The organism is Gordonibacter sp. An230 (assembly GCF_002159915.1).
Classification (GTDB): Bacteria; Actinomycetota; Coriobacteriia; order Coriobacteriales; family Eggerthellaceae; genus Rubneribacter.
This window is the reverse complement of sequence record NZ_NFJP01000001.1, coordinates 183,026-204,500: the sequence shown is the minus strand read 5'-3', so window position 1 is coordinate 204,500 and position 21,475 is coordinate 183,026. Positions and strand designations below refer to the sequence as shown.

General features: G+C 62.1%; 14 protein-coding genes and 1 tRNA gene. 6 read left to right on the top strand and 9 right to left on the bottom strand.

The features are described 5' to 3' along the window. Positions 1-578 precede the first annotated feature (578 nt). Positions 579-2,048 (bottom strand): response regulator transcription factor, encoded by a 1,470-nt coding sequence (locus B5F40_RS00745; RefSeq protein ID WP_162610832.1) that lies wholly within the window; start codon positions 2,046-2,048, stop codon positions 579-581. Between the two features lie 466 nt (positions 2,049-2,514). On the opposite strand from B5F40_RS00745, the gene B5F40_RS00735 reads away from it, so the two are divergent. Continuing rightward, positions 2,515-4,458 carry an FAD-binding protein gene (locus B5F40_RS00735; protein ID WP_087192462.1) on the top strand — a complete coding sequence of 648 codons (1,944 nt, stop codon included), beginning with the start codon at positions 2,515-2,517 and terminating at the stop codon, positions 4,456-4,458. Positions 4,459-4,621: 163 nt separating this feature from the next. Here B5F40_RS00735 and B5F40_RS00730 read toward each other — a convergent pair whose 3' ends face one another. From B5F40_RS00730 to B5F40_RS00720, 3 genes are all read right to left on the bottom strand, one after another. Continuing rightward, entirely contained in the window at positions 4,622-5,722 is a 1,101-nt protein-coding gene (locus B5F40_RS00730; RefSeq protein WP_087192461.1) for a hypothetical protein, read from the bottom strand. 122 nt (positions 5,723-5,844) lie between these two features. Next, positions 5,845-7,722 (bottom strand): MFS transporter, encoded by a 1,878-nt coding sequence (locus B5F40_RS00725; protein WP_087192460.1) that lies wholly within the window; start codon positions 7,720-7,722, stop codon positions 5,845-5,847. A 279-nt stretch (positions 7,723-8,001) separates the two neighbouring features. Then, complete coding sequence (locus B5F40_RS00720; RefSeq protein ID WP_087192459.1) at positions 8,002-10,419, bottom strand: MurT ligase domain-containing protein; 2,418 nt, start codon at positions 10,417-10,419, stop codon at positions 8,002-8,004. Between the two features lie 845 nt (positions 10,420-11,264). On the opposite strand from B5F40_RS00720, the gene B5F40_RS00710 reads away from it, so the two are divergent. Continuing rightward, positions 11,265-12,359: a polysaccharide deacetylase family protein gene (locus B5F40_RS00710; RefSeq protein ID WP_087192457.1), complete on the top strand. Its 1,095-nt coding sequence runs from the start codon at positions 11,265-11,267 to the stop codon at positions 12,357-12,359. On the opposite strand, the gene B5F40_RS00705 is transcribed toward B5F40_RS00710, so the two are convergent. The 3 genes from B5F40_RS00705 to B5F40_RS00695 form a co-directional block, all read right to left on the bottom strand. Beyond that, the gene (locus tag B5F40_RS00705) at positions 12,356-13,747 is read right to left on the bottom strand and encodes an N-6 DNA methylase (protein ID WP_087192456.1); all 1,392 of its coding nucleotides are present in this window, start codon (positions 13,745-13,747) and stop codon (positions 12,356-12,358) included. The two genes, B5F40_RS00710 and B5F40_RS00705, sit on opposite strands and share 4 nt — an antisense overlap. A 24-nt stretch (positions 13,748-13,771) precedes the next feature. Then, positions 13,772-15,328: a helix-turn-helix domain-containing protein gene (locus tag B5F40_RS00700; RefSeq protein WP_087192455.1), complete on the bottom strand. Its 1,557-nt coding sequence runs from the start codon at positions 15,326-15,328 to the stop codon at positions 13,772-13,774. Between the two features lie 141 nt (positions 15,329-15,469). After that, a complete protein-coding gene (locus tag B5F40_RS00695; protein WP_087192454.1) occupies positions 15,470-17,212 on the bottom strand; it encodes an FAD-dependent oxidoreductase in 1,743 nt (580 codons plus the stop codon). A gap of 202 nt (positions 17,213-17,414) precedes the next feature. On the opposite strand from B5F40_RS00695, the gene B5F40_RS00690 reads away from it, so the two are divergent. Next, positions 17,415-17,490, top strand: a tRNA-Thr gene (locus tag B5F40_RS00690). Positions 17,491-17,584: 94 nt separating this feature from the next. Here the strand turns inward: B5F40_RS00690 and B5F40_RS00685 are convergent. Together B5F40_RS00685 and B5F40_RS00680 are read right to left on the bottom strand one after the other, a co-directional pair. Next, on the bottom strand, positions 17,585-18,799 hold the full coding sequence (locus B5F40_RS00685) for a tyrosine-type recombinase/integrase (RefSeq protein ID WP_140396364.1): 1,215 nt from the start codon (positions 18,797-18,799) through the stop codon (positions 17,585-17,587). A gap of 19 nt (positions 18,800-18,818) precedes the next feature. Further along, positions 18,819-19,934, bottom strand: a complete 1,116-nt coding sequence (locus B5F40_RS00680; RefSeq protein ID WP_087192452.1) for a hypothetical protein — start codon at positions 19,932-19,934, stop codon at positions 18,819-18,821. Positions 19,935-20,059: 125 nt separating this feature from the next. On the opposite strand from B5F40_RS00680, the gene B5F40_RS00675 reads away from it, so the two are divergent. The 3 genes from B5F40_RS00675 to B5F40_RS15755 are packed head-to-tail and all read left to right on the top strand — an operon-like array spanning position 20,060 to position 21,420. Then, positions 20,060-20,263 (top strand): helix-turn-helix domain-containing protein, encoded by a 204-nt coding sequence (locus B5F40_RS00675; protein ID WP_087192451.1) that lies wholly within the window; start codon positions 20,060-20,062, stop codon positions 20,261-20,263. Further along, positions 20,244-20,519 (top strand): helix-turn-helix domain-containing protein, encoded by a 276-nt coding sequence (locus tag B5F40_RS16895; RefSeq protein ID WP_162610831.1) that lies wholly within the window; start codon positions 20,244-20,246, stop codon positions 20,517-20,519. The genes B5F40_RS00675 and B5F40_RS16895 overlap by 20 nt, the downstream gene beginning before the upstream one ends. Continuing rightward, the gene (locus B5F40_RS15755; protein ID WP_140396363.1) at positions 20,491-21,420 is read left to right on the top strand and encodes a rolling circle replication-associated protein; all 930 of its coding nucleotides are present in this window, start codon (positions 20,491-20,493) and stop codon (positions 21,418-21,420) included. Before B5F40_RS16895 ends, B5F40_RS15755 begins: the two co-directional genes overlap by 29 nt. Positions 21,421-21,475: the final 55 nt, after the last annotated feature.

Genomic DNA, 21,475 nt, shown 5'->3' with positions numbered 1-21,475 from the left:
ACAGAGGATGCAGTTCGGAAACGACAGGGGAAGGCGCGGCAAGATGCGAAAACCCGCACCGCCCATGCTTCACATGGAGCATCAGGAGGGGCGGACGCAAGGGAGGAGAAGGGCAAAACGCGCAGCCTCGACCCCTGCGGCCGCGCGCTCGCGATCACGACGGCCACACGCAAAGCGAACGTCGCCACGGAAAGGCAGGGTGCCTCCGCACCAAATCCCGTTCCTTCTGGCGGGTTTTGACGGAAAACCGCTATCCCTTTCGAGCGCTTTCGCAAACGGAAAACCTCGACCAGGCGATTGCAGCAAAGACGCAAACCCCCCGAGAGCCTCGTCGAGGACCGCATCACCGTTTTCCGTCAAAACCCGCCAACAAAAACGCTTTGACGGACCCATGCGCCCGCAGTCGCCCATGCAAGGTATCGCCGATCGCCCTTGCAAGATGCGGTCTTGAATGGGGGCGAAACGTAGCTTCGCAGCTCTATCGATCTGCACGCAGCCCCATCGACCAACGCACAATCCCGATCGATTTGCACGCAGCCCCGTTGTTCGCAGGCGCCCTCACACTCCGCCGCCGGCCCTCAGAACTCAAGTCTCGCTTCCCTCTCTCGCAACTCCTTGCATCGAGCTTCCACGACATCGATGAGCTCTTGCTGCGTGTGCACTCCCAGCTTCTGATAGATGTTCGACATGTGCGTCTTCACCGTGTTCTCGGATACCACGAGGCGCTGCGACACGGCTAGGCGATTATGCCCTTGAGCCAACAGCAAGAACACGTCTTTCTCACGCGGAGTGAAGAACTCCTCTACAGCGACGAGCTCGCACGCCTGCTCGAGCACGTTCGTCTCGTCGGACTCGCCAGGTCGCATAATGCCCCAGCTCTCATAGGGGTTTTTGCTGGTCACCGAATACAAGCTGAACGCCAGCAACGTCGCACCCGCCACCACGCACACCTCGCGCTGAAACCCGACGACCCCTCCTCCATCGGCCACGCCCAGACCAACCGCCTGCGCAAACGATGTGACGCAGCACAGAAGCGCGAACACCCAACGCCCCACTCCGCGAATCTGCACGGCCAGATAGATGCAGAGTATCCAGAGGCATAATTCGGTGAACTGGTAGCCTGCCAAAGAGAACAGGTAACCGAAAAACGAGCTGCCGCCCACGGCCACCACCAAAAATCCGAGCGCCATGAACGGAAAACCCACCTGATAGATAAGCCGGTTGAAGTCCATTCGCGCAACGAACACCGTGATCAGGCACAAAACGCTGGCCACTATGAACCCCAGAGACGAAAGCGGGTTGAGATCGCTTCGCTCCGGAATGGCGGCCGTGAAAGCCGTGAACAGCCCTTGCATCATGCCGAGAGCAAGGCCCAGCACCAGAAGCGTCAGCACGAACTTGACGGGAACGCGCGTCTCGCGGTCGGGCGCGCAGTCCTTGAGCACGAAGGCTCGACGCAAATAGTCGATCATGGGGCAAAACGACGCCAGGAACAGCAGCACCATCGTCTCCCGAAACTCGCCGTGCAAGTACCATGCCGCCAGATGCAGAGGAAGCGAGCACACCACCGAGACGATGCAGCACGCCACGCAGAAACGGAAACGAGCGGCTCCCAGCGCGCTGAACAGCTTTCCGAACTCGGTGTACACCAAAGCTCCGAGCAGCCCCCACAGCACGAACGCCGCGAAGAACGGCACTCCCGCGAAATCCCCGTCGTACGCACCGTCGGCCACGTCGAGAACCGCAAGCAGCACCGTCGCCGCCACGCACGTTCCATAGAGCACGACGCGCGCGGAACGGCCGGACTTCCGCGCTCGCCTCCGCGCGCGCACCAGCAGTCCGACTCCACCAAGGGCCATGGCCAAAAGCGACACGAAACGCGCCGGAACGGCCGGCACGCCCTCGAACGGCGCAAGCGGCAGGTTGGTGGGGCTTTGGAACGTCACCCACAAAAACATCCAAAACAGCGCGAGCATGCTGCACAGCACGATGTTCGGCATCGTCGCCAAAGCGCGCAGCCGCTTCGTGCCCATCCGTCTTCTCTCCATGGTCCCTCCTGCCGCCATTGTAGCAAGCGAGCGGACGAGCTTTCTCCAGGAACCTCGACTTCGCAAGGCATGAAAGAGGCCGTTCGCCCGATTTCACCCGACACGGGTGAATCGAGGAGTATCCAACAAATGAGCCGCAGAGGGTGAACCGTCTCGCATTGCGCAAGAGGATGCTGAGATCAGCCGACCAGGTCGCTGAATTGCGAAAACGCATGCGGGGCGCCCCTTGCGACAACGCGTCGCATCGCAAGCGATCGCAAGGCGCCTTCAAGCGGGAGCTCCATGCGTCCGACGAAGCGACAGGGCGCATGCGCGCTGCGCGATGAAACGCCACACGGCAGCATGCGACAACGCGTCGCGCGATGCACGGCATCGAATGCGGCTCACGCAATGCGGCAGCCTGCCGGTTACAGCAAGGCGATCGGCTGAGACAAGGAACGGCAAAACGAACGGAAGGGGATCCACCATGAGCGATGTCTCTCGCAGAAGCTTCTTGAAAGGCGCTGCGGCAACCGCAGGCGTGAGCGGCTTGGCCGCGCTCGGCCTGTTCGGCTGCGCCCCGGCAGCGAACGAGAAAACCGGCGCGCAGTCCTCCTCCGTGGAGGGCTCGAGCTCGAGCACCGCAGCTGAAAGCCGCACGCCCGGCTACTGCGGCCCTGGCGACTGGCTGGGCGAAGCGCCCGTCGTCGACGACGCCGACATCATCGACGAGAAAACGTTCGACGTCGTTGTCCTCGGCGGCGGGCATGCCGGGCTCATGGCCGCATGCGGCGCGGTTGACGAAGGGGCCACGGTGGCCGTCGTAGAGATGCAGCCGTGGTCGAGCTACGTCGACCTGGACGGCAGCGGCACGAACATGGCCGGCTGGTACGGCGAAGACATCGGGCACGTGAACTCCCGGTTTCTCATTGAGCGCGGCTTCGGCCCGTTCAACACCGGCGAGATCACAGCCGAGTTCTGCAAGCGCGCGGGCGGGCGCGTCAACCCCGACATCATCCGCGCCTTCGTGCAGAACTCCGGCGCCATGGTGGATCGCTACAAGGAGATCTACGACAGCTACGAGGAGGAGCGCAAGGCCAACGACAGCGCCGTGTTCATGAAGGGCACGCAGGTGGTCATCCCCGGCGTGGACGTGCCCGACGAGGGCACCTTCGACATGTCGAACATGTTCGAGTACCCCCTGTGCAACACGCAGGCGGCATGGAGCGGCGCGAACGTGAGCTACCCCATCGAATGCGGCGGGTACAAGACGTGGCCCTGCAACATCCAGTTCTACGGCTACCAGGGCAACAACATCGAGTACGTGCACAAGTACATCGTGCAGCACACCCAGGAAAACGGCGCCGAATGGTTCTTCGAACACACGGGCGTGGTGTTAGAGCAGAACGACTCTGGCGATGTGACCGGTCTCATCGCGGAAGGCCCCGACGGCTACGTGCGCTTCAACGCCTCGAAAGGCGTCGTGCTGGCGGCAGGCGACTTCATCGGCGATCCGGCCATGTGCTGGGCGCTTTTGAACGAGGGCATGGAATGGGCAGAGCGTTCAGGCATGACCAGAGACGAATGGGTGCAAACGGGCTTTCGCACCGGCATCGCCCACAAGATGGGCTGCTGGGCCGGCGGCATGATCGAGCCCACGCCGCGCGGCTGGATGGGGCTGGGCGGCGGCGCGGACGGCCCGTGGGGCGTGGCGCCCTTGCTCATGCTCAACGTGAACGGCAAGCGCTTCATGAACGAGGGCTCCATCGCGCAGTACCAGCCCACGTGCATGCGCCAACCTGCCGGCCTCGCTTGCTGGGTGACGGACGCCAACTGGAAGAACATCATCGGCAAGTCGCCGCTCGACCATGGCGGGCCGAACTTCGGCATGGACGACTACATGGAGCGCCTCGAGGCCGACATGGCCGCCGTCGAGGTGGGAAACCCCGAAGGCAGCCAGGTCATCCAAGCGAAGCTGGCCGAGCGCAAGATGATGCAAGGCACCGTGTTCGCCGCGAACACGCTCGAGGAGCTTGCCGGGCTTCTGGGCTACACCGGCGATGCCGCCTCAACGTTCGTCGAGAGCGTCCAGCACTACAACGAGCTGTGCAACTCCGAGGACGGCGACACCGATTATGGCAAGGACAAGGCGTTCATGCAGGCCATCGACACGCCGCCGTTCTACGGCGGCACGAGCGAGCTGTCGCACGAGACGAAACCCAACATGGTGACCATGTCCGGCCTCATCACCGACGAGACGCAAAACGTCCTGCGCAAGGACAACTGGACGCCCATCAAGGGTCTGTACGCCGCCGGCAACTGCCTCGGCGGGCGCTACGGCTTCGGCTACAGCACGCCGTTCGCGGGCAATTCCATCGGCATGGCGCTCACCCACGGCTGGCTGGCCGGTCGCACGGTGGCGAACCTGTAGCTGCGATTGCGACGCCTCTCCCTCCCCTCTCCTGGAAAGGCCCCGCATGCGGGGCCTTTCTTCGCGTTTGGGAGGCGGGCGGTGATCGCCACACGCCGTCCCGTCACCGCGCGCCGCGCCGCAGCCCGTCCAGCACGACGATGCGCTATCCCTTATGTACGCGTCAGAGCGCCCAGCCCTCCCACTGCCAGGCAAAGCGCCCTTCCGAAGTGAGCCTCCATCGATCGCCTTCGCATACGACCAGCCCATCGGCCTCCCACGTGGACAGCTCGCCAACGGCGCCGGACGCGCATCCGGCCTCCACTCCCTCGGCCAAGCAGAGCGCGCGGCGAACAGCAAGCACGGCGCGCGCCTCATCGTCAAGCCGAACCGCATCGCGCACGACCCGTTCGGGATCGTCGCTGCCCGCACAGTACGCCTCGAAGTCATCCGTGTTGCGCCACGCCATCCCATCCACGCACGACACCGCTCCCAAGCCGACACCCGCAGCATCGGCCCCAAAGGCCAGCGCCTTCACGTACGCGCTCTCGCCAACGGCACGCGCGAACCGCCCGACGGCGTACTCCGCCAGACCATGCTCCTCCAGCAGCGCAGCGGCAGTCTCGTAAAGCGCACGTTGCCGCCTTTGCGCAAGCCCCTTCCCATCAGCGGGCGAAACGGGCGACACCACCACCTCGTACGGTTCCAGATCGAGCGCCTTGCGCAGCGTCTGCCGCCAGCTCGCCTCCGTTTGCCCCGGCAGCCCGTACACCAGCGAAACGGACACGTTGTTCATGCCGAACTTGCCCAAGAACAGCACAGCGTTCTGGATATCTTGGACGCGGTAAGGAGGATGCAGCTCATTGAGGTCGCGCAGATGGATCGCCCCCACGCGCAACTCGATACGGCTCGGCTTGCCCTGGCCCCATCCGGTGAGGCTGGGCACGCCCACCGTGTTCGGAATGGCCTCGAGCGCCATCTCGGCCCCATGGGCCATCGGAAGTTCGGAGCGGATAAGCCGCATAAGCGCGCCCAGCTGATCGGGGCTCACGACACTCGGACTTCCACCGCCGATGCGCACCGCCACGACGCGCTTGCCTTCGAGCACATCCCCAAGCGACGCCACCTCGCGCATGACCGCTTCCAAGTACTCGCGCTTGGCCGCACCGTCTCCCCTGAGATAGCGTCCGTGCGCGTAGCGCGGAGTCTCGATGCAAAACGGCACATTGACGAACAACGTCGCGTCTTTCAACGACGCGCCCTCCCCCTCGATCAGAGATGCCATGGCGCGATCCTCTCTCCCTCTTCACGTCGCCCAAACGAGCGGCTCGAACAGTCCGCGTCCATCATCCTCCCAACCGGCGGAAGAGTGTTCACCCCGAGAGGGTGAACCCAGGCCATTCGCCCCTACTCCGATGCAGCCGCCATGCATGCGCTCATCGCGTAGCGCAGCACATCGGAGCGGTTGACCGTGCCTACGATGACGCCCTCGCGCACCACCGGCACCTTCTTGAGGCGGCGAGTGGCCAGAAGCGCGCACGTCTCTTCGAGCGTGGCGTCGGCATCGAGCGCGACAAGCCGCTCCGTGGCGATGACCCCCACCGGCAGCGCGATAAGCTCGCGCAAACGCTCGTCGAACGTCTGGCCGCGCGCCGCCTCCATGAGCGAGTACGCGCCGGTGATTACCGGATGCTTATCGGCCAGATAGCGCATGACATCGCCGTCGGACACGAAGCCCGCCGGACGCCCCGCATCGTCCACCAGCGGCAACCCGCCCACCTTGAGCTCGACGAACACGCGCATCGCCTCGCCCACCGACGCCGAGGCGGGCAGCGTGTAGGGGTCGGCCTCCATCAGCTCAGCCAGCACCGACCGCGGCGCGGCGGCCCGCTCGGCAGCCTTCGCGCGGACCCGCGCGCGAGCGGCGCGCGCGTACGCGAACGAGAGTGCGAAGCCCAGCGCGGCGATCACAGCCGCCACCGTCATCGCCAGCGCGAATCCATCGGCGGCGGCACTTGCGCTCGACGCGCCGCGCGCGAGCGCCGAGCCCTGACCCGACGACATGACGCCCGTGTACAGCGACGGCCCGACGCATCCTGCTATCTGCACGAACGTGGTCATGAGCGCCACGCCGAACGGGTTTTGGTCGGGAGGCAGCACCCGCAGTCCCGCCGTCTGCGACGGCGAGAAGATGAATCCCACCGCAGCGTACATGAGCAGCGCCGCCGCGAACACGACGGGTACCGACAACGAAGGGCTCACCATCGCCAGGGCGAAGAAGCCGATGGCGATGCCCGCGAACCCCAACGGCAGCAGCGGCCACTCGCCGCGCCGATCCATGATGCGACCGCCCACCAGCGTCGCCCCGGCGTTCGCCAGCACCGGAACCAGCATCACCAGCCCCGCCGCGAACGCGGTCATGCCCGCCGCCCCCTCGAAGTACAGCGGCAGCAACACGCTCATGGAAAACGTGCTCATCATGGCCACGGTCGCCAGCAGCAGGGCGGGCCAGAACAGGCGGTTTTTAACGGGCGCAAGGTCGATGAGCGGATGGTCGCAGCGCAGCTGGCGCACAACGAACGCCGCCGTCAGAACCACCGTTGCCAGCAGCGCCACCGCGGCGGCTATCGGATCGATGGTCAGCTGCGACAGCCCGAACGACAGCGCCGTCAGCACCACAGCCGACAGCGCCACCGATGCCACGTCCAGATGCGCCTTGCTCGTCTCGAGGTTCTTCACGAAGAAGAAGCCCATGACCGCAAGCACCGCCATAGCCGCCACAGGCACGACGAAGATGCTGTGCCAACCGAACGCCGTCACGAGCGCCCCGCACACCACCGGGGCGAAGGCCGGCCCGAACGTGATCATGCACCCTCCGATGGACATGAACGAGCCCAGCCGGTTCTTCGGCGTCACCACCAAGATGGCGTTCATCATGAGCGGGATGAAGATGCCCGTGCCCACCGCCTGCACCAGCCGCGCGACGAGCAGCACGGCGAAGCTGCCGGCGAACAGCCCCGTCACCGACCCCGCTATGCTCAAAGCCGCCGCAACGAAGAACAGCGTGCGCAGCTTGAAGCGCCGATAGAGGAACGCCATGCACGTCACCACCACCGTCGCCACAATCATATAGCCCGTGACCAGCCATTGCGCCGTCACGGAGTCCACGCCGAAATCGCCCATGATGGACATGAGGGCCATGTTGACGAGGTTTTCGTTGAACCCCGCCAAAAACGCGCTGCCGTACAGCACGGACAGCAGCATCACCAAAGAACTTCCCTGCATACAGGAATCGTCCTTCCCTGTTCGGTTGCTTCAAAAGACCCCATCGAACCTAGGCGCGCACGCGCCTTTCGGGGTAACGAGACGTGCCGCGCGCGACGAAAGGCGCACGCAGCACGTTCGATTCTAGCGAAACGGAGGCGGCTTCGTAAGCGTTTTTTCGTGCAAACCGCAGCGCGAATCGGAGCGCACGCAAACCGCAGTGCGAATCGTCCTCGCAACATCTTTTTCGCAGAGCGAAGCGCCTCGGCGCAAACCGAGCGCCCACGTAAAAGCCCCGAGTTACCGTGCGCCGAAACGCTTGCAGAGCGCCTCGTTCGCACGCTCCTCCACAGAGTCGTCAAGCGCGGCGAGAGCGCATGCGGAGACGCCCGTTCGGGCCGCATTGCGCTCGAGGGCGCGGGCGAGCAGATGGTCAGCCACCTCGGGGTTCTTCGCCAGAAGCGGCCCGTGCAGATAGGTGCCCACGAGGTTTTTATAGCGGACGCCGTCAGCTTTGTCCGCCTCGTTGTTGCCGTGACCCGTCGACGACGCCACCGATCCGAACGCCTCGACTCCCGATCCGAGACGCGTGCGGCCTGCATGGTTCTCGTAGCCCACCACCGGACGCGTTGCCAGAGGCGAGCGCAGCACGATGTTGTCGATCAGGCGGTCGGACGAGCCGCCCGCAGCGCGCTCGGTGGTCATGTCGATGATGCCAAGCCCCTCCACCACCTCGTCGCCGAGCAGCCACTCTCGCCCGAGAATCTGGTAGCCTCCGCAGATGGCCAGCAGCACGCCGCCCTCTTCCACGTACGCGAGAAGGTCGTCGCGCATGCGCATGAGCTCGCTCGATGCAAGACGCTGCTCGCGGTCGGGGCCGCCGCCCAAAAACACGAGGTCAACGCCGGTTAGGTCGATAGACTCGCCATGATTCACACGATGGACGTCCACCGGGATGCCGCGCCAGCGCAGCCGTTGCGCCAGAATGCGCACGTTGCCTCCGTCGCCGTACAGGTTGAGCAAGTCGGGGAAAAGGTGCGCGACGACAACACGGGAGACCGCCGTCGAAGCGACTGGAGCCGCCGACGCCCCGGGAACGACGGCCGCACCATCGTCGGATGGACAATCCGCGAGATCGCCCGTCGGCGCAGAAGAGGACCGACGGCCTTCATGCTCGCCGTCCGCGTCAAGAGCGGGGGCGACGACGGAAGCGGACGCAGGGACGTTGCTGGGCGCAGCATCGTCGTCGGACGAGGAGGGCATGTCATCGCCATCGTCAGCTGCGGCTTTCGCAGTGAGGACCGCATGCACCGAGGGCAACGCTGTGTAGTTTGCAATGAAGTAGGCATTCTGCTCTTTCGGCAATCCGGCGATGCGCGCCAGAAGATCGCCCGCATCGGACACCACCGCAGAGGCGATATCGGCATATTTGAGACGAACTTGCACGTCGTTGCCACGGATGCCGCCGGCGAACACCGTCATCTCGCCTGCTCCGGACAGCTCTTCGAAGTCGATGTCCCACAGCCACGACACGTCGCGCCCGTCGCCTTCCTTGTCGTTCACGAAGAACGCGACCACCTTGGGGTTCGGGTCTTGCGCGACGATCTTGAGGTTTTGGTTGAAGCCGGTGGGGTTCTTCGCCAGGTTCAGCAGCACGCGGCGACCGGCGATGCCGAAGGTCTGCAACCTGCCGTTTTGCGGGTCGAAACGATCGATGGCGCGGCCCACTGCCTCGGCCGAGCACCCCGCAAGGTCGGCGGCAGCTGCCGTGGCCAGCAGGTTGTACACCATGTAAGCGCCGGTGTAGGGCGCCCCCACGGAGAAGATACGCTCTGCGCCTCTGTCGCGCCCGGGCGCAGCGCTTTCCGCGGCATTATCCCCCGCGCTCTCGGACGCGACGACTCCTTTGCCTTCGGCCGCGAAGACCTCGTCACTCGCAAAGGCGGCGCGCATAACGTCGAATCCCAAACCATCTGCGCCCAGACGCACGCCTGCAGCCGCATAGTCGAGAGCCGGCCGGGCGAACCCGCAGTTCGGACAGCGATATGCGCCCAACTGACCGTACTGGCGGAACTCGTACTCCATCATGGAGGAGCATTGCTGGCACATTTGCGCGTCCGCCACCGTGTTCTGTGGCAAGCCCATGCTTTCGGATAGGCCGAAGGCTACCGATGCGTTCCTCACACGGGCGGCGATAGCGGCGCATAACGGGTCGTCGGCGTTGTACAGAAGCACCGTGTCCGGCGACGTCTCGAGGGCGCGCGCGATGCTGTCCTGGATGCGATCGATCTCTCCCACTCGATCCAGCTGATCGCGGAACAAGTTGAGCAGCACGACGTAGCTCGCTTGCAGATGCGGGAGTATCTTCGCCAGCCACAGCTCGTCGCTCTCGAACACGCCCCAATCCGACGGCTTTGCATGCAGCAACGCCGTTGCCACGCCGGAGTCGAGGTTCGCGCCTGTGCGGTTGCACACCACGCGTTGGCCCGCCTGCTCGAGGATGTCGGCCAGCAGGTTCGTCACCGTAGTCTTGCCGTTCGTGCCCACCACCACGAACGACCCTTTGCGAACCTTCGGACGCAAGTCGGCGATGAGGCGAGGGTCTATGTACAGCGCCATCTTGCCGGGGAAGTTCGCGGCGGGACGATGGAAGACGTTCTTCAACCCCCAGGTGGAGACGGCGCTGACGGCACGAGCGGCGGCGAACTGAATGCCCATGAGCGATGTTCCTTTCGATCGACGGAACAAGTATAGCTGCAACCTCAGCCCGAAAGGCGCGCCCCGAAGGGCGCTCAAGGCCGCCCTCCATACAATTTTCAGCAAGCGAGCGCCCCTGCGCACGAGCGAGGAGGCTTCGCGCGGTCGCGCATCGCGCACGGAGCGCCCGCACTCGAACCCGGCACCTTGCCGCGCTCCTTTGAAGACAGGGTGGCCGCCAAGCGCCCCCGCACGTGCGCGACCTGCCCTTGCACGACTATCGAGCCCTGCCTGCCGATTGAACAACGCGCGTGCGAGGGCCCCGCACGCGCCACACGTCCATAACGCAAGCGCCCAACCATCGACAAGGTCAGGCGACCTTCCGGTAACGACACGAAGACGGCGTTTTAAAACATGATAAGGTGATGTGGGTTCGCAGTTGTGCCCTGGCCGCCAGCGCGCAACGCAACGAGAAGCCGCATGAGGGGATCATGGCGCACGAACGTCAGAACAATCGAACGACACCCGAAAGAGGCCACGATGCGCAGCCTCGCCGTCGCGCACGGGCCACGTCGACGCGATGTGCGGCAACCCCTGCCGCGCATTCCAAGCGCACCTCGAAATCAAGGCCCTCGCCCATGAGGTCCGCGCGCAACGAGCGCGGCGCGAGTTCGCGGGGCGCGGCGCCTGCCAACAACTCGACCGCCACCAGACCCACAGCGAAAGCCTCGTCGAAGCTGCAGGACCGGCGGTTCGACGACAAGCGTCCGCGACGGCGCACGACGGGACGCCCGCACCCCACGAGACGCCCAACGCAATCGCCACCCTGCCGCCTTCCCCTCGCAGCCATAGGCGTCGCAGCGATCATGGCCCTCGCGATCATAACTGGGGCGTTCGCGCAAAGCCTACCCGTCAACATCATGTTCAACGGCCAGCCGCTTGAGGTGAGAGGAGCTCGCACGCTCGCCGACGCTTTGGAAGCCAGCGGTTTCGAGCCGCGCCCCGGCGATCTCATAGCCGTGGACGGAAGCATAATCGAAGCCGGCAAGGGCGAACCGTTCCGCGCCTTTATCAACGGGCAGACAGAGAAAGACCTCGGCCGCGTGCTTTCCAATGGCGACACAATCGAAGTAAGCGACGGTGGTCCGACGGAAGAGCCTTCGGACATCGAGGAGGCGCCCATTCCCTACACGATCTCTTCGGAAGGCAGCGGGCCCATACACGTGCTCGAGGACCAAGGCTCCGACGGACTGCGACGCATCAAGACGGGGCGCGTCTCCGGGCTTGTCGTGGAGATCACTGTGCGCGAGCCGCACAACGCGACCCGCCGCAACGTGTCGCCCGACGTCGGTGACGACAAGGTGATCGCGCTCACATTCGACGACGGCCCCTGGCACGACACCACCGGCGAAGTGCTCGACGTGCTGCGAGACCACGGCGCGAAGGCCACGTTCTTCACCGTGGGCAATCGCATCGAAGGCGAGGGCGCCGACGTTATGAAGAGGGCAGCGTCCGAAGGCCACCAAATCTGCACGCACACTTACAGCCACGCCTCCGGCAGCGGAAAAAGCGTGGACCTTGGGCTCATGACCCCCGAAGAGCAGGCTGACGAGATCGACCAGGGTCTCGCCGCCATCGAGAGCGCCATCGGCGGCGAGGCGAGTCGCATCGTCCGAGCACCGGGGGGAAACTACGGCGACGACGTCGTACGCGCCATCGGCCCGAAGATCACGGCCGAGATCGGATGGGACATCGATGCGCAAGATTGGCGACGCCCCGGAGCCTCCGTCATCGCTGACGAGATAAAAGGCGCATGGCCCGGAGCTATCGTCCTCCTGCACGACGGAGGCGGCGACCGCTCGCAAACCGTCGAAGCGCTCAAAGAGGCGCTGCCCTACCTCAAAGATCAGGGATACCGCTTCGTCACCATCGACGAGCTCATGCGCTACCCGCTCGTCTAATCGACAAGCGGCCGCAAACCACGCCCATGCGCTCCGCAGCGCGCTCGCCGGACATAGACCCAAGGCGAGAGGACGCCATCGTGCTTGTCGAGCTCCTCTTCCGACACAACACGGCAGAAAGGGGGAAGCGCACGCACGTCTTCGGCAAGCCATGCCGCGAACGCCTCGACGATGCGCGCGACGACCTCCGACGGCAAGCTGCGGCAAACAGCTCCTGAAGGCGTCGCCCCTTCGAACACGCCCAGACCAAGGGCGTCGACGAGCAGCGCACCACGCGTTCTGCCAGGCTTGTTCAGCACCACGAACGACGATGGAGGCCTTCCATCCGAGAACAAACCCCCTGGCAGCGAGATGACGGCGCTTACCAAACCGCTGCGGGCAAGCGCACGGCGAAGCGCCGCCTCCCGCCCGACGCACGTGTGCAGAACGGCATTGGCCACAAGAAGCACAGCCGCGCCACCGTTCTCCATGCATGCCAGCGTTTGCTGCACCCACGCGAAGTTCGCCCTGCTGCGCGGAGGCGCGCCGAGGAACCACCGGGCATCCGCCTCGCACACAGCCCGATCAGTCCACGCGCCTTGGTTCGGCGGAGGGAAGCACACGCAGAAACGCGCCGTGCGAGGAATGTTCGGATCGGCAAGGTTTTCAGTTGCATCCACCACGTCGAGCAGCTCCGACCCCGAAGCCCCCAGCGCGTCGAGCAATCCGTCGGCCACGGCGAGCACATCGTCGGAATGATCGACAGGCTCCTTTATCAGGCAGGGTTGAGGCAGCGCGGGAACGTTGGAAAGCGGCCCTACGCTGCGAGCCGACTCGAACCACGCTCTCATAATATGCCGAGCAGAGCGCTCGCCCTCCTCGCCAGCCCTCCCGCATGCTGCAAGAGCCTCGACGAGCAGCGCCCGCACCGACGCTTCGGGCCAGGGCAGGATCATGCCGCGCAGGGCGGACAGCTCCACAACGCGAACCGCGCTCGTACCTTTCGCAAGGCGTCCCGCGTCGACCGCCGACAGCACCGCCTCCACATACGCCGCATCGCATACGTCGGGCAGCACCACGTGATAGAGCTCGGAGACCGAAAACCTCCCCGTAGCCCGCACGACGAACAGCTTGCCCTCGCGCGTGGAGACGGCGCCGCACGCCCCCACCAACAGCGCATCGCCTTCGTAAGCATAATCGTCGATTCCCACCCTCTCGTCACCGCGTACGTACAGCGGATAAGGCCCTTTCCGCTCTTGACGCTCGCGCGCCGGCAAATGCGTTCGACCCGCATCGGTCACCACCGCACACGAACTCAAGCGCCGTGCTGGCAAACCATGAGCGCACGCCTCCAGCACTCGCGCGCACGCCTGCTCGAATCCCTCCCTAGAGCTCGCTCTGCCGTCCATAGCCCCTCCTTCCGCGCATCGACCTCACCCCGAGCGCAGATCGCTCTTGGCGCATCGCCCAGCGCTCGTCGCGTCGGCACCGCCCTCGATCTCGTTTAACACCTCGATGAGCTCTCGGCGATTGTGAACGCCCATTTTCGCGTACAGATTCTTAAGGTGCGTCTTCACCGTGTTCACCGACAAGGTGAGAATCTTCGCAATGTCGGCGGAATTGTATCCCGCAAGCAGCAGCACGGCGACATCGACCTCGCGATCAGTCAATTTGAACTGCTGACGATACACCGGATTTTCCCGAAGCTCCTTCTCCGTCACGCTCGCCACCGAAATGATCACGCGGCGCTCCTCCGGCCCCCCGGCATCCCCCGGACCCGACGGCTCCATCACGTTGCCGCTTTTCACCATTTGGCGAAAGAACAATCCCGACGAGATGGCGGCAAGCGCAACTACGTACAGAATGATCACCGACACGATGAGGATGCCCACTGCGTCCGTGCCGATGTATCGGGACACTGCGTTGCACACCGTTCGGCCGAGCTGAATAGAGAAATACACAACACCGCACACGACGCCTCCCACAAGCAGCGGATTGCGCAAGAATTCGCGCGCCGCCTTTAGAGCCGTAACGATCATGCACATAGACACGATGGCGAACGCGATGTTGTCGACGGCGTACAGAACCGCCTGCACCGGCACGACTTGCACCGACGAAAGCACGCCGCACGTCGCCATGATTACAAGCAAAGTCGAGTACACACCGTAGAGGTCGCTGCGCCCCCCTTGCACTTTGCTCGCCATCCAGAACGCAACGGCACCTCCGATGTAGCCTATAGAGAACAGCGACTGAACCGCCGCCTGCGGAAGAAACCATTCGAGCGATATCACGCGCTGAGCTCCGCACACAAACGCGATGGCCACAAGGCACAGAAGGGAACGACGCTCGAGGAATATCCACGAGCGAAGCAGAGCCTTGCCCTCCTTGCTCCACCCATCGGCGCCACCGTTCAAAACCCCATCACCCTCCGAGGTCGTCGCCACCGATCCAAGGCAAAAGTACGCGAACGCGCAAGAGCCGGCCACGACAACGGAAAGCGCGCTGAACAACATGACCGTATCGGATATGAGCCCGATTGCCAGCAGCATGAACCCCGAAAGGACCGTGCTCGCAACCATCCCGCGCATCACGTCGTCGGAATCCAAACGAGCGTACACCATGAACCAGCACAGAAAGCACACGCCTTGACCACCGCCAAACAAAGCCCCCGCCACACTCGAAAGGGCCGTGGATGGTGCGTCTCCCACCGCCTGGTAAAGCGTGAGGGCGTACCCGCACACCAGCAACGCAAACGCCGCATGTGGGACGATGCGTTCGGCCAAGCGCCGATGAAAGAGCGCGAACGCCGCGACAAGGAACAGGCAGCATACCTGCCCGATCTCTGCAGCATGGGCGTACGTCGAAAATGTCCGCGTCGCCCCGTCTCCGAAGAACAGCAGGTTCACCCGCCCAGTGAACAGGCCGAAGAAAACCAAGAGCAGTGCGTAACCCCATACCACCGCCCCGAAACGTCTTGATCCGCTTCTCATACCGCCCTCCCTGCTTCACCTTCGCGCGCCCGCCCCTACGACATGCGACAGAGCGCGAAATCGGAAGCCATGTCGCAGGCCTCCGATTTCGCCGAGACTAAGGGGCGTTCAGTATCCCATACGTCGCAAGCGCGCCCCGGATCAGTTCCCCGTCAACTGCTTGCCAAGCAGGTAGGGAAACGTGATGCATGTCATTCCCAGGTTCTGTCCCGGCACGCGGAAGTTGTAGAACGTGCCGAACGTATCGCCCATCATCGAGCCCACGTTGTACAACCCCTCAATGGGCTTGTTGGCTTCATCGAGCACCTCGCAATCGGGCGATGTGCGCAGACCGCCCAGCACACATAGGAACTGTGCCGGACCAAGCTGGCTGTACTGGCCGTAAAACGGGCCCTTCTCGATGGGAAAGAGGTATTCTTTGCATTTGCGATACTGGGTATCGACGCCAGCGGCAACATCCTCGTTGTAGCGAGCGATAGTGGCCTTCGCCGCCTCAACATCGATACCTCCCTGCTCGGCGAGTGCCTGCAACACCTCCTCGACAGTCTCGCCCTTCACGTAGGTTTTCTCCTCGACGCCAGCTTCGAACTCGGCGGCCTTCTCGTCGGACGTCACCGGCACGATGCCCAAATTGTCCATGTTGTTGCCCAAAGCCTCCCACGTGTCGAACCGATATGCAAAGTCGGAGTCCCACACCGCGAACACCTTCTTTTCCGTCTGGCCGCTGACGGCATAGCCCGCGTATGCGGCCGAAGTGTCCTCGTTCATGAAGCGCTCTCCCTCCACATTGAGCAGGATGCCGGGATGATTCTGATCCGAGCATGGAGCCGGAAAACCGTACCATCCGATCATCGGCGCGCTAGGCGTGGTGTTCTGCCACGCAGCCCCCACCCACAACCCCATCTTTTGCCCATCGCCGGGCATGAGGCCGCCGAATTGGAACTCGGCATCGTAGTCGCCCGCCCCCTCGGACACCCAATCGGCGAAAGCGCTGCAGTATTTGGCCATCATATCGGGGTTGCCCGAGAAGTCGCCCGTGGCCATGACGATGCCCTTGGTTCCCTCGTATTTCACGTAGTCTCCATCAGCATTCGTAGCCACCACGGCGCTGACTCGGCCTGTGTTGTCGTCCTCGCGGACAAGGTACTCCGCTTTAGTGTTATACGTAATCGAGCCGCCGTTGTCGAGGACGTATCGCTCAAGCGTGGCCGTAAGCAACGGTTCCCCGTCATTGGCGCTGTTCTGGATTTCGGAACCATAGAAGTTGTGCGCGCCGCTTGGAATGGAGAACGTTCCGTTTGGGTCCTTGAAAGGAAGCTCGAGCGTCGTGACGTAACCCGCCTCGCTCATAATGTCGGTGATCCAATCCATGGCTTCGCCCGAATGGTTGATCCACTTCCACCATTTGCGCGAATCCATGCGATAGCCCTGACGCGCGATCTCGTTGTTGAAATGGGCGGCTGCCGTGTCGGGAGTGTAGTCCAAGCCAAGCCGTTTCTGCGTCTTCGTCCCCACGGCATGGTTTGAACCGCCACGACTCACCGCCTTGGTTCCTGCCGAAAAGAGCGTGCAGCTGCCGCCATGGCCCACAATGGAAGCAGCAGTCACCAGGCCCGACACGCCAGAACCGATGACGATAAAATCGTCGGTTACAGTCTGCGCGATTTGGCTTTCATCCACCGGCTCAGGCGGCACTTCGAAACTCCACGTGAGCTCTTCGTATGCGTCCGCAGTCATGGTCGCGACTCCGTCGCCACCCAGACCGGCCGTGTCCGACCGGCCGTGTGGGGCGCACCCCGCGAGCATCGCCCCCGACGCCGCCCCCGCTCCCGCCGCGAGCGCGCCTTTGAGAAAACTCCTGCGATCAAACATTGCGGTTCCCATCGTTGCCTCCTTGCCTCGTGCCACTTCGCTCGAGCCTCGTCGATTTCGGCTCTCGCTTGAGAGCCTCCTTCAGCCCTCAGTGTACGGAGGGACCAACGAGAACCCTCACACCAGACGGGTGAACTTGGAATTTCGCACCGCCCTCTTGCGACGCGCAGAGCGTTTCGGTATACTGCGTATTCGCTTCGTTTTGAAGCTATGCGCCAACGTGGCTCAGCTGGTAGAGCAACGCACTCGTAATGCGTAGGTCAGCGGTTCGAATCCGCTCGTTGGCTCCAGAAACAGCAAGGTCAGAGGCTTGTTCCTCTGACCTTTTCTGTTGTGTATCGCATTCCGTGGGAAAAATATGGGAAAAGACAGGCGTTTTCTCCTTTAGGCGGACATGCCGAGAGACGAGAACGGCATTACGACCGCCGTTGTACTCGCGTTGCCATAAAGCACCCCGCCAAGGGCCTTGGTTGCCCGTACAACATTGTCAGGCACCACGTGGGCATAGACTTTCGAAACCATCGCCGTATCCGAATGGCCCATGAGATGCGCAACTGTCACGAGGTCGATTCCGCTAGCAACCAACAGGGTTCCGAACGTATGCCTTAGCTTGTGAAGCCCGCATCTGCCGAAAGAGTTCTGGGCGACGAAGCCCCTAAACCAGCGCGACAAGTTCGAGGGTATCATGTACTCGCCAACCCCGTTCGAAACTACCGGTGTGCTATCAACCTGCTCTACGCCGATGTCTTGAAGTTCGGCCTTCTGCCGTTCCTTCCATTCGCCAAGGCGCTTAGCCGTGTCGGGGTCGAGGGGGATAGCGCGAACGCTCGCCTTGCTCTTAGGGGGCTTGGGAGCCTTGTCGTGCTCTGTAACGGCTTGTGCAATCCGAACGCATCCAGCTTCCGCGTCGAAATCCTTCCACCTCAAGCCGCACACCTCTTCGCGCCTCAGCCCAGCGCAAAGAGCAAGAAGTGCGCCTGTACGGTTCGCATCAGGCTCTCCTTCGCTAAGAAGCTCGATCATGCGACGGGCCTCATCACGTGAAAGGGCCTCCTTCTCCTCGGTATCGGTTTTAGGAGCCTTCACGACCTCGCAAGGATTCGATGCGATGAGGCGATGGTGCGCCGCGTCCTTCATCATGTGATTGAGCATAACGAATACATCGTGAGCCGTAGTGCCGGACAAGGGCTTTCCTCCCCGGTCACTGCGCAGCTTCACGAACAGGCTGGAGATCGTCATGCTGTCGATGTCCAAGAGCCGAACATCCCCGAGGTAGGGCATGAGCACGCGAAGCATATACTCGTTCTTTTTTATGGTGTTGACTGAGTAATTGCCGGATTGCCGCCTCTCTTCCAGCCACGTCTTTGCAAAGTCGGCAAAGACCAGCTTCTTGTCGGCGCGCAAACCGCTTTCCAGCTCATTGACGAACAGCCTTAGGGCGCGCTCCGCCTCTCGGCGGCTACCGCGAACAACCCGTCTCTCGCGCTTATAGCCTTTGTCGATGTGATCGCGCCCCAAAGACACCGTCAACCTCCAACGGTTAACACCATCCTTGGTGGTGCCAAGATGTTCGATGCTTCCTTTGCCGACAATCTCCAACTAAACCAACCCCCCGTGATTACTTGCCTTCGTCCATCGAAGCACGTCTGGCTTCCTCGCTCTTTTGAACACGGCAAGACTTCGAGCACAAATCCTGCCTCTTGGTGTTCGAGAAGAACACCTTGCGGCAACTGGCTCGCTGGCATACCCCTACGTGCTTCTTCAGATAGCGTCGAACCAACTCCTCATAAAACTCGGCTATCTTGTTGCTGGGCACAACCACGTCCTCCGCGCAAACGCCCCCACCTTGAGCAAAGATGCCCCGAAGCGTGCGAACGTTGCCCAGCCGATTCAGGTTGATAAAGTTTTCAAGCAGCGAGACATTATCAAGCAGAGGCTGAACCACCAGCCATATTCTCTCGTCGGAAACAGCTATTCCCCCGGTTAAGACCCTACTAGATTCGAGCGCCTTCAGCATCTTGGAGTAATGGCTAAACTTCGGAAGCCTTTCATCCAAGACCAACCTGCCGTTCGCATGCAATAGGCACCCCATGTCGTCGCTGGTAGCCTTACCCGCAGCCAACGCGAGCACACGTGCCGTGTGCCGAAATGCAGCGGAGCATGCAAACCAGTCCAAGACAGGCTCGACGATCAGCTCGCCAATAGATTCGAAACTTTCGACTCCGTTCTCGTCTTCACGGCAAACGATCTTGTGAACGCTCTTGTCAATACGATCAAAACCGAAACTCTTCAAAGAGTTCTCAATATCGCGCTTCACGGTCGCCGCAGAAACCGATGCCCCGAAGTCGTCAGTGTACCGGCCATGCTCGATTAGATCATTCGCAAGGCCCTTTGCGTCGGCGGCACCTAGGAGATCGTACTCTCCATAGGCGTAGTCGCCAAAATACTCGTTGCCCTCAACAAGCACCGCCGGGGGGCCATACGAGCCCTTCTGGAGCGAGGCAAAGAGCGGGCCGATGGTCTCGGCGCAGCGTGCGAGCGTATACAGCCTGTCGGCATTTGCAAAAGCCTGCGTTATATCATCAAGAGGCTTGTCCTGCCTATTATTCGGGGCCACGTGCACGATTTTGCTACCCAAGTCATGAACGTCTTTATTAGCGCGCGAGAACACGAATACGTGCTGTTCATACGTCTCGTGGTATGCAATTGCCACGGTGTAGTCAGAAATCTCCAAGACTTCTCATCTCCTCAAAACTTAGCGCATGTGAATATTGAGAAACAATATTATGCATCATATACTGTTCCAAGGATTTGTACAAGTCTTATCCTATAAGAAATTTTAACATTAAGGAGTGAAAAATGAAAGCTATCCGCCTAAAAAAGGAGCGTCTGGCTCGCAACATGAAGAAAAGCGAGCTGTCACGTGCCTCCGGAGTCCAAGCCGGAACCATTTCGTGGATTGAAGAGGGTCGCTTCAAACCGTACCCCTCCCAGCTGGAAAAACTCGCCACAGCGCTCGACATGGACGAACCTCAAAGCCTTCTTGAGGAGGTGGAACTGTGATGAAGGAGTACGAAACCGCAACCCCACCCTACCCGACGGCCAGCTTTTCGAGGACTTATCCGAGCTGCCACCCGTCCTGAAGATCAGGCAGGCCGCTTGGGCCTTGCAGCTCAGTGAGAGATTCGTTCGCGAACTGTGCGCGACGGGCACAATAGAGGCGGTAAAGATCGGAGCCGTGTGGCGCATTCCCCGACATTCTCTCATCGCCTTCGCTGAAGGGGCGCGCAATGGACAGCAGCGACCTACCATACCTTGATTATATCTACCACAATTCAGCCATCGCAGAACGTTACCGTTGCTACCACGTAGAGGACGCCGGGGACGAGAGAACCATCGTTGAGATGACCTTGCCCCCGCCCCTCACACGATGTACTGACGGAAGATGGCTGGTTTCTGAAACGGGGGAGCTGCTCGACGGCAACCCCGCCCGAAAGAGCAAGCAAGAGCGCAAGTGCACAATCGGGGAAGCCCGAAGCGTACAGAACCTGAGGAGAACTATGCGGCGAATGCAAAGTCTTCTCTGCGCTAATTATAGGGGAGAGAAATGGACATGGTTCGTCACTCTCACCTTTGCCGAGAAGGTATATGATCTTGAAAAAGTTCATCGCCCACTGAGCAACTTCTGGAGGAGGTTCAGGCGCTTGTCCGAGCAGAACGCTGGCGCTCGATACTTATGCGTCCCCGAACCTCATCACGATGGCGCATGGCATCTCCACTTGATTGTTTTCTTCGAAGTAGAGATGCCCGAGCCTCAGCCCGAGGAGATCAGGGCGTGCTGGAAGCTCGGAAGCGTACGTGCGCGGCGCGCTGATGATGCCTACGGGTTAGGTTGCTACCTGAACCCCCTGACAGCAAGAACGGAAAAGGCTGGAGGCGAAACAGGTTCAAAGCGCGACCGACTTGGTTTCTATCCTCCCAACAAGCAGCTTGTCTGGCACAGCAAAGGCATGAAGAAACCCACTGTACGCCGTTACGCGAAAGAAGATTGCGAACTTGATGATCTGCTTGAAGGCTATCGTCTCAGGGCGCAGTATCCGCTGCTGTCACCCGATGGACACGTAGTAGGAACATGCACCACGGCAACCCGGCAAACCCTCAATAAAATAATCGAGAAAGGGCGTGGGCGGCGCGGGCATGTGGGTGCGAGGAGGTGCTGAGCCAAGCGGTTCGAATCGGCTCAAATCGTACGCGAATCGGACGCTACGGCAAAGA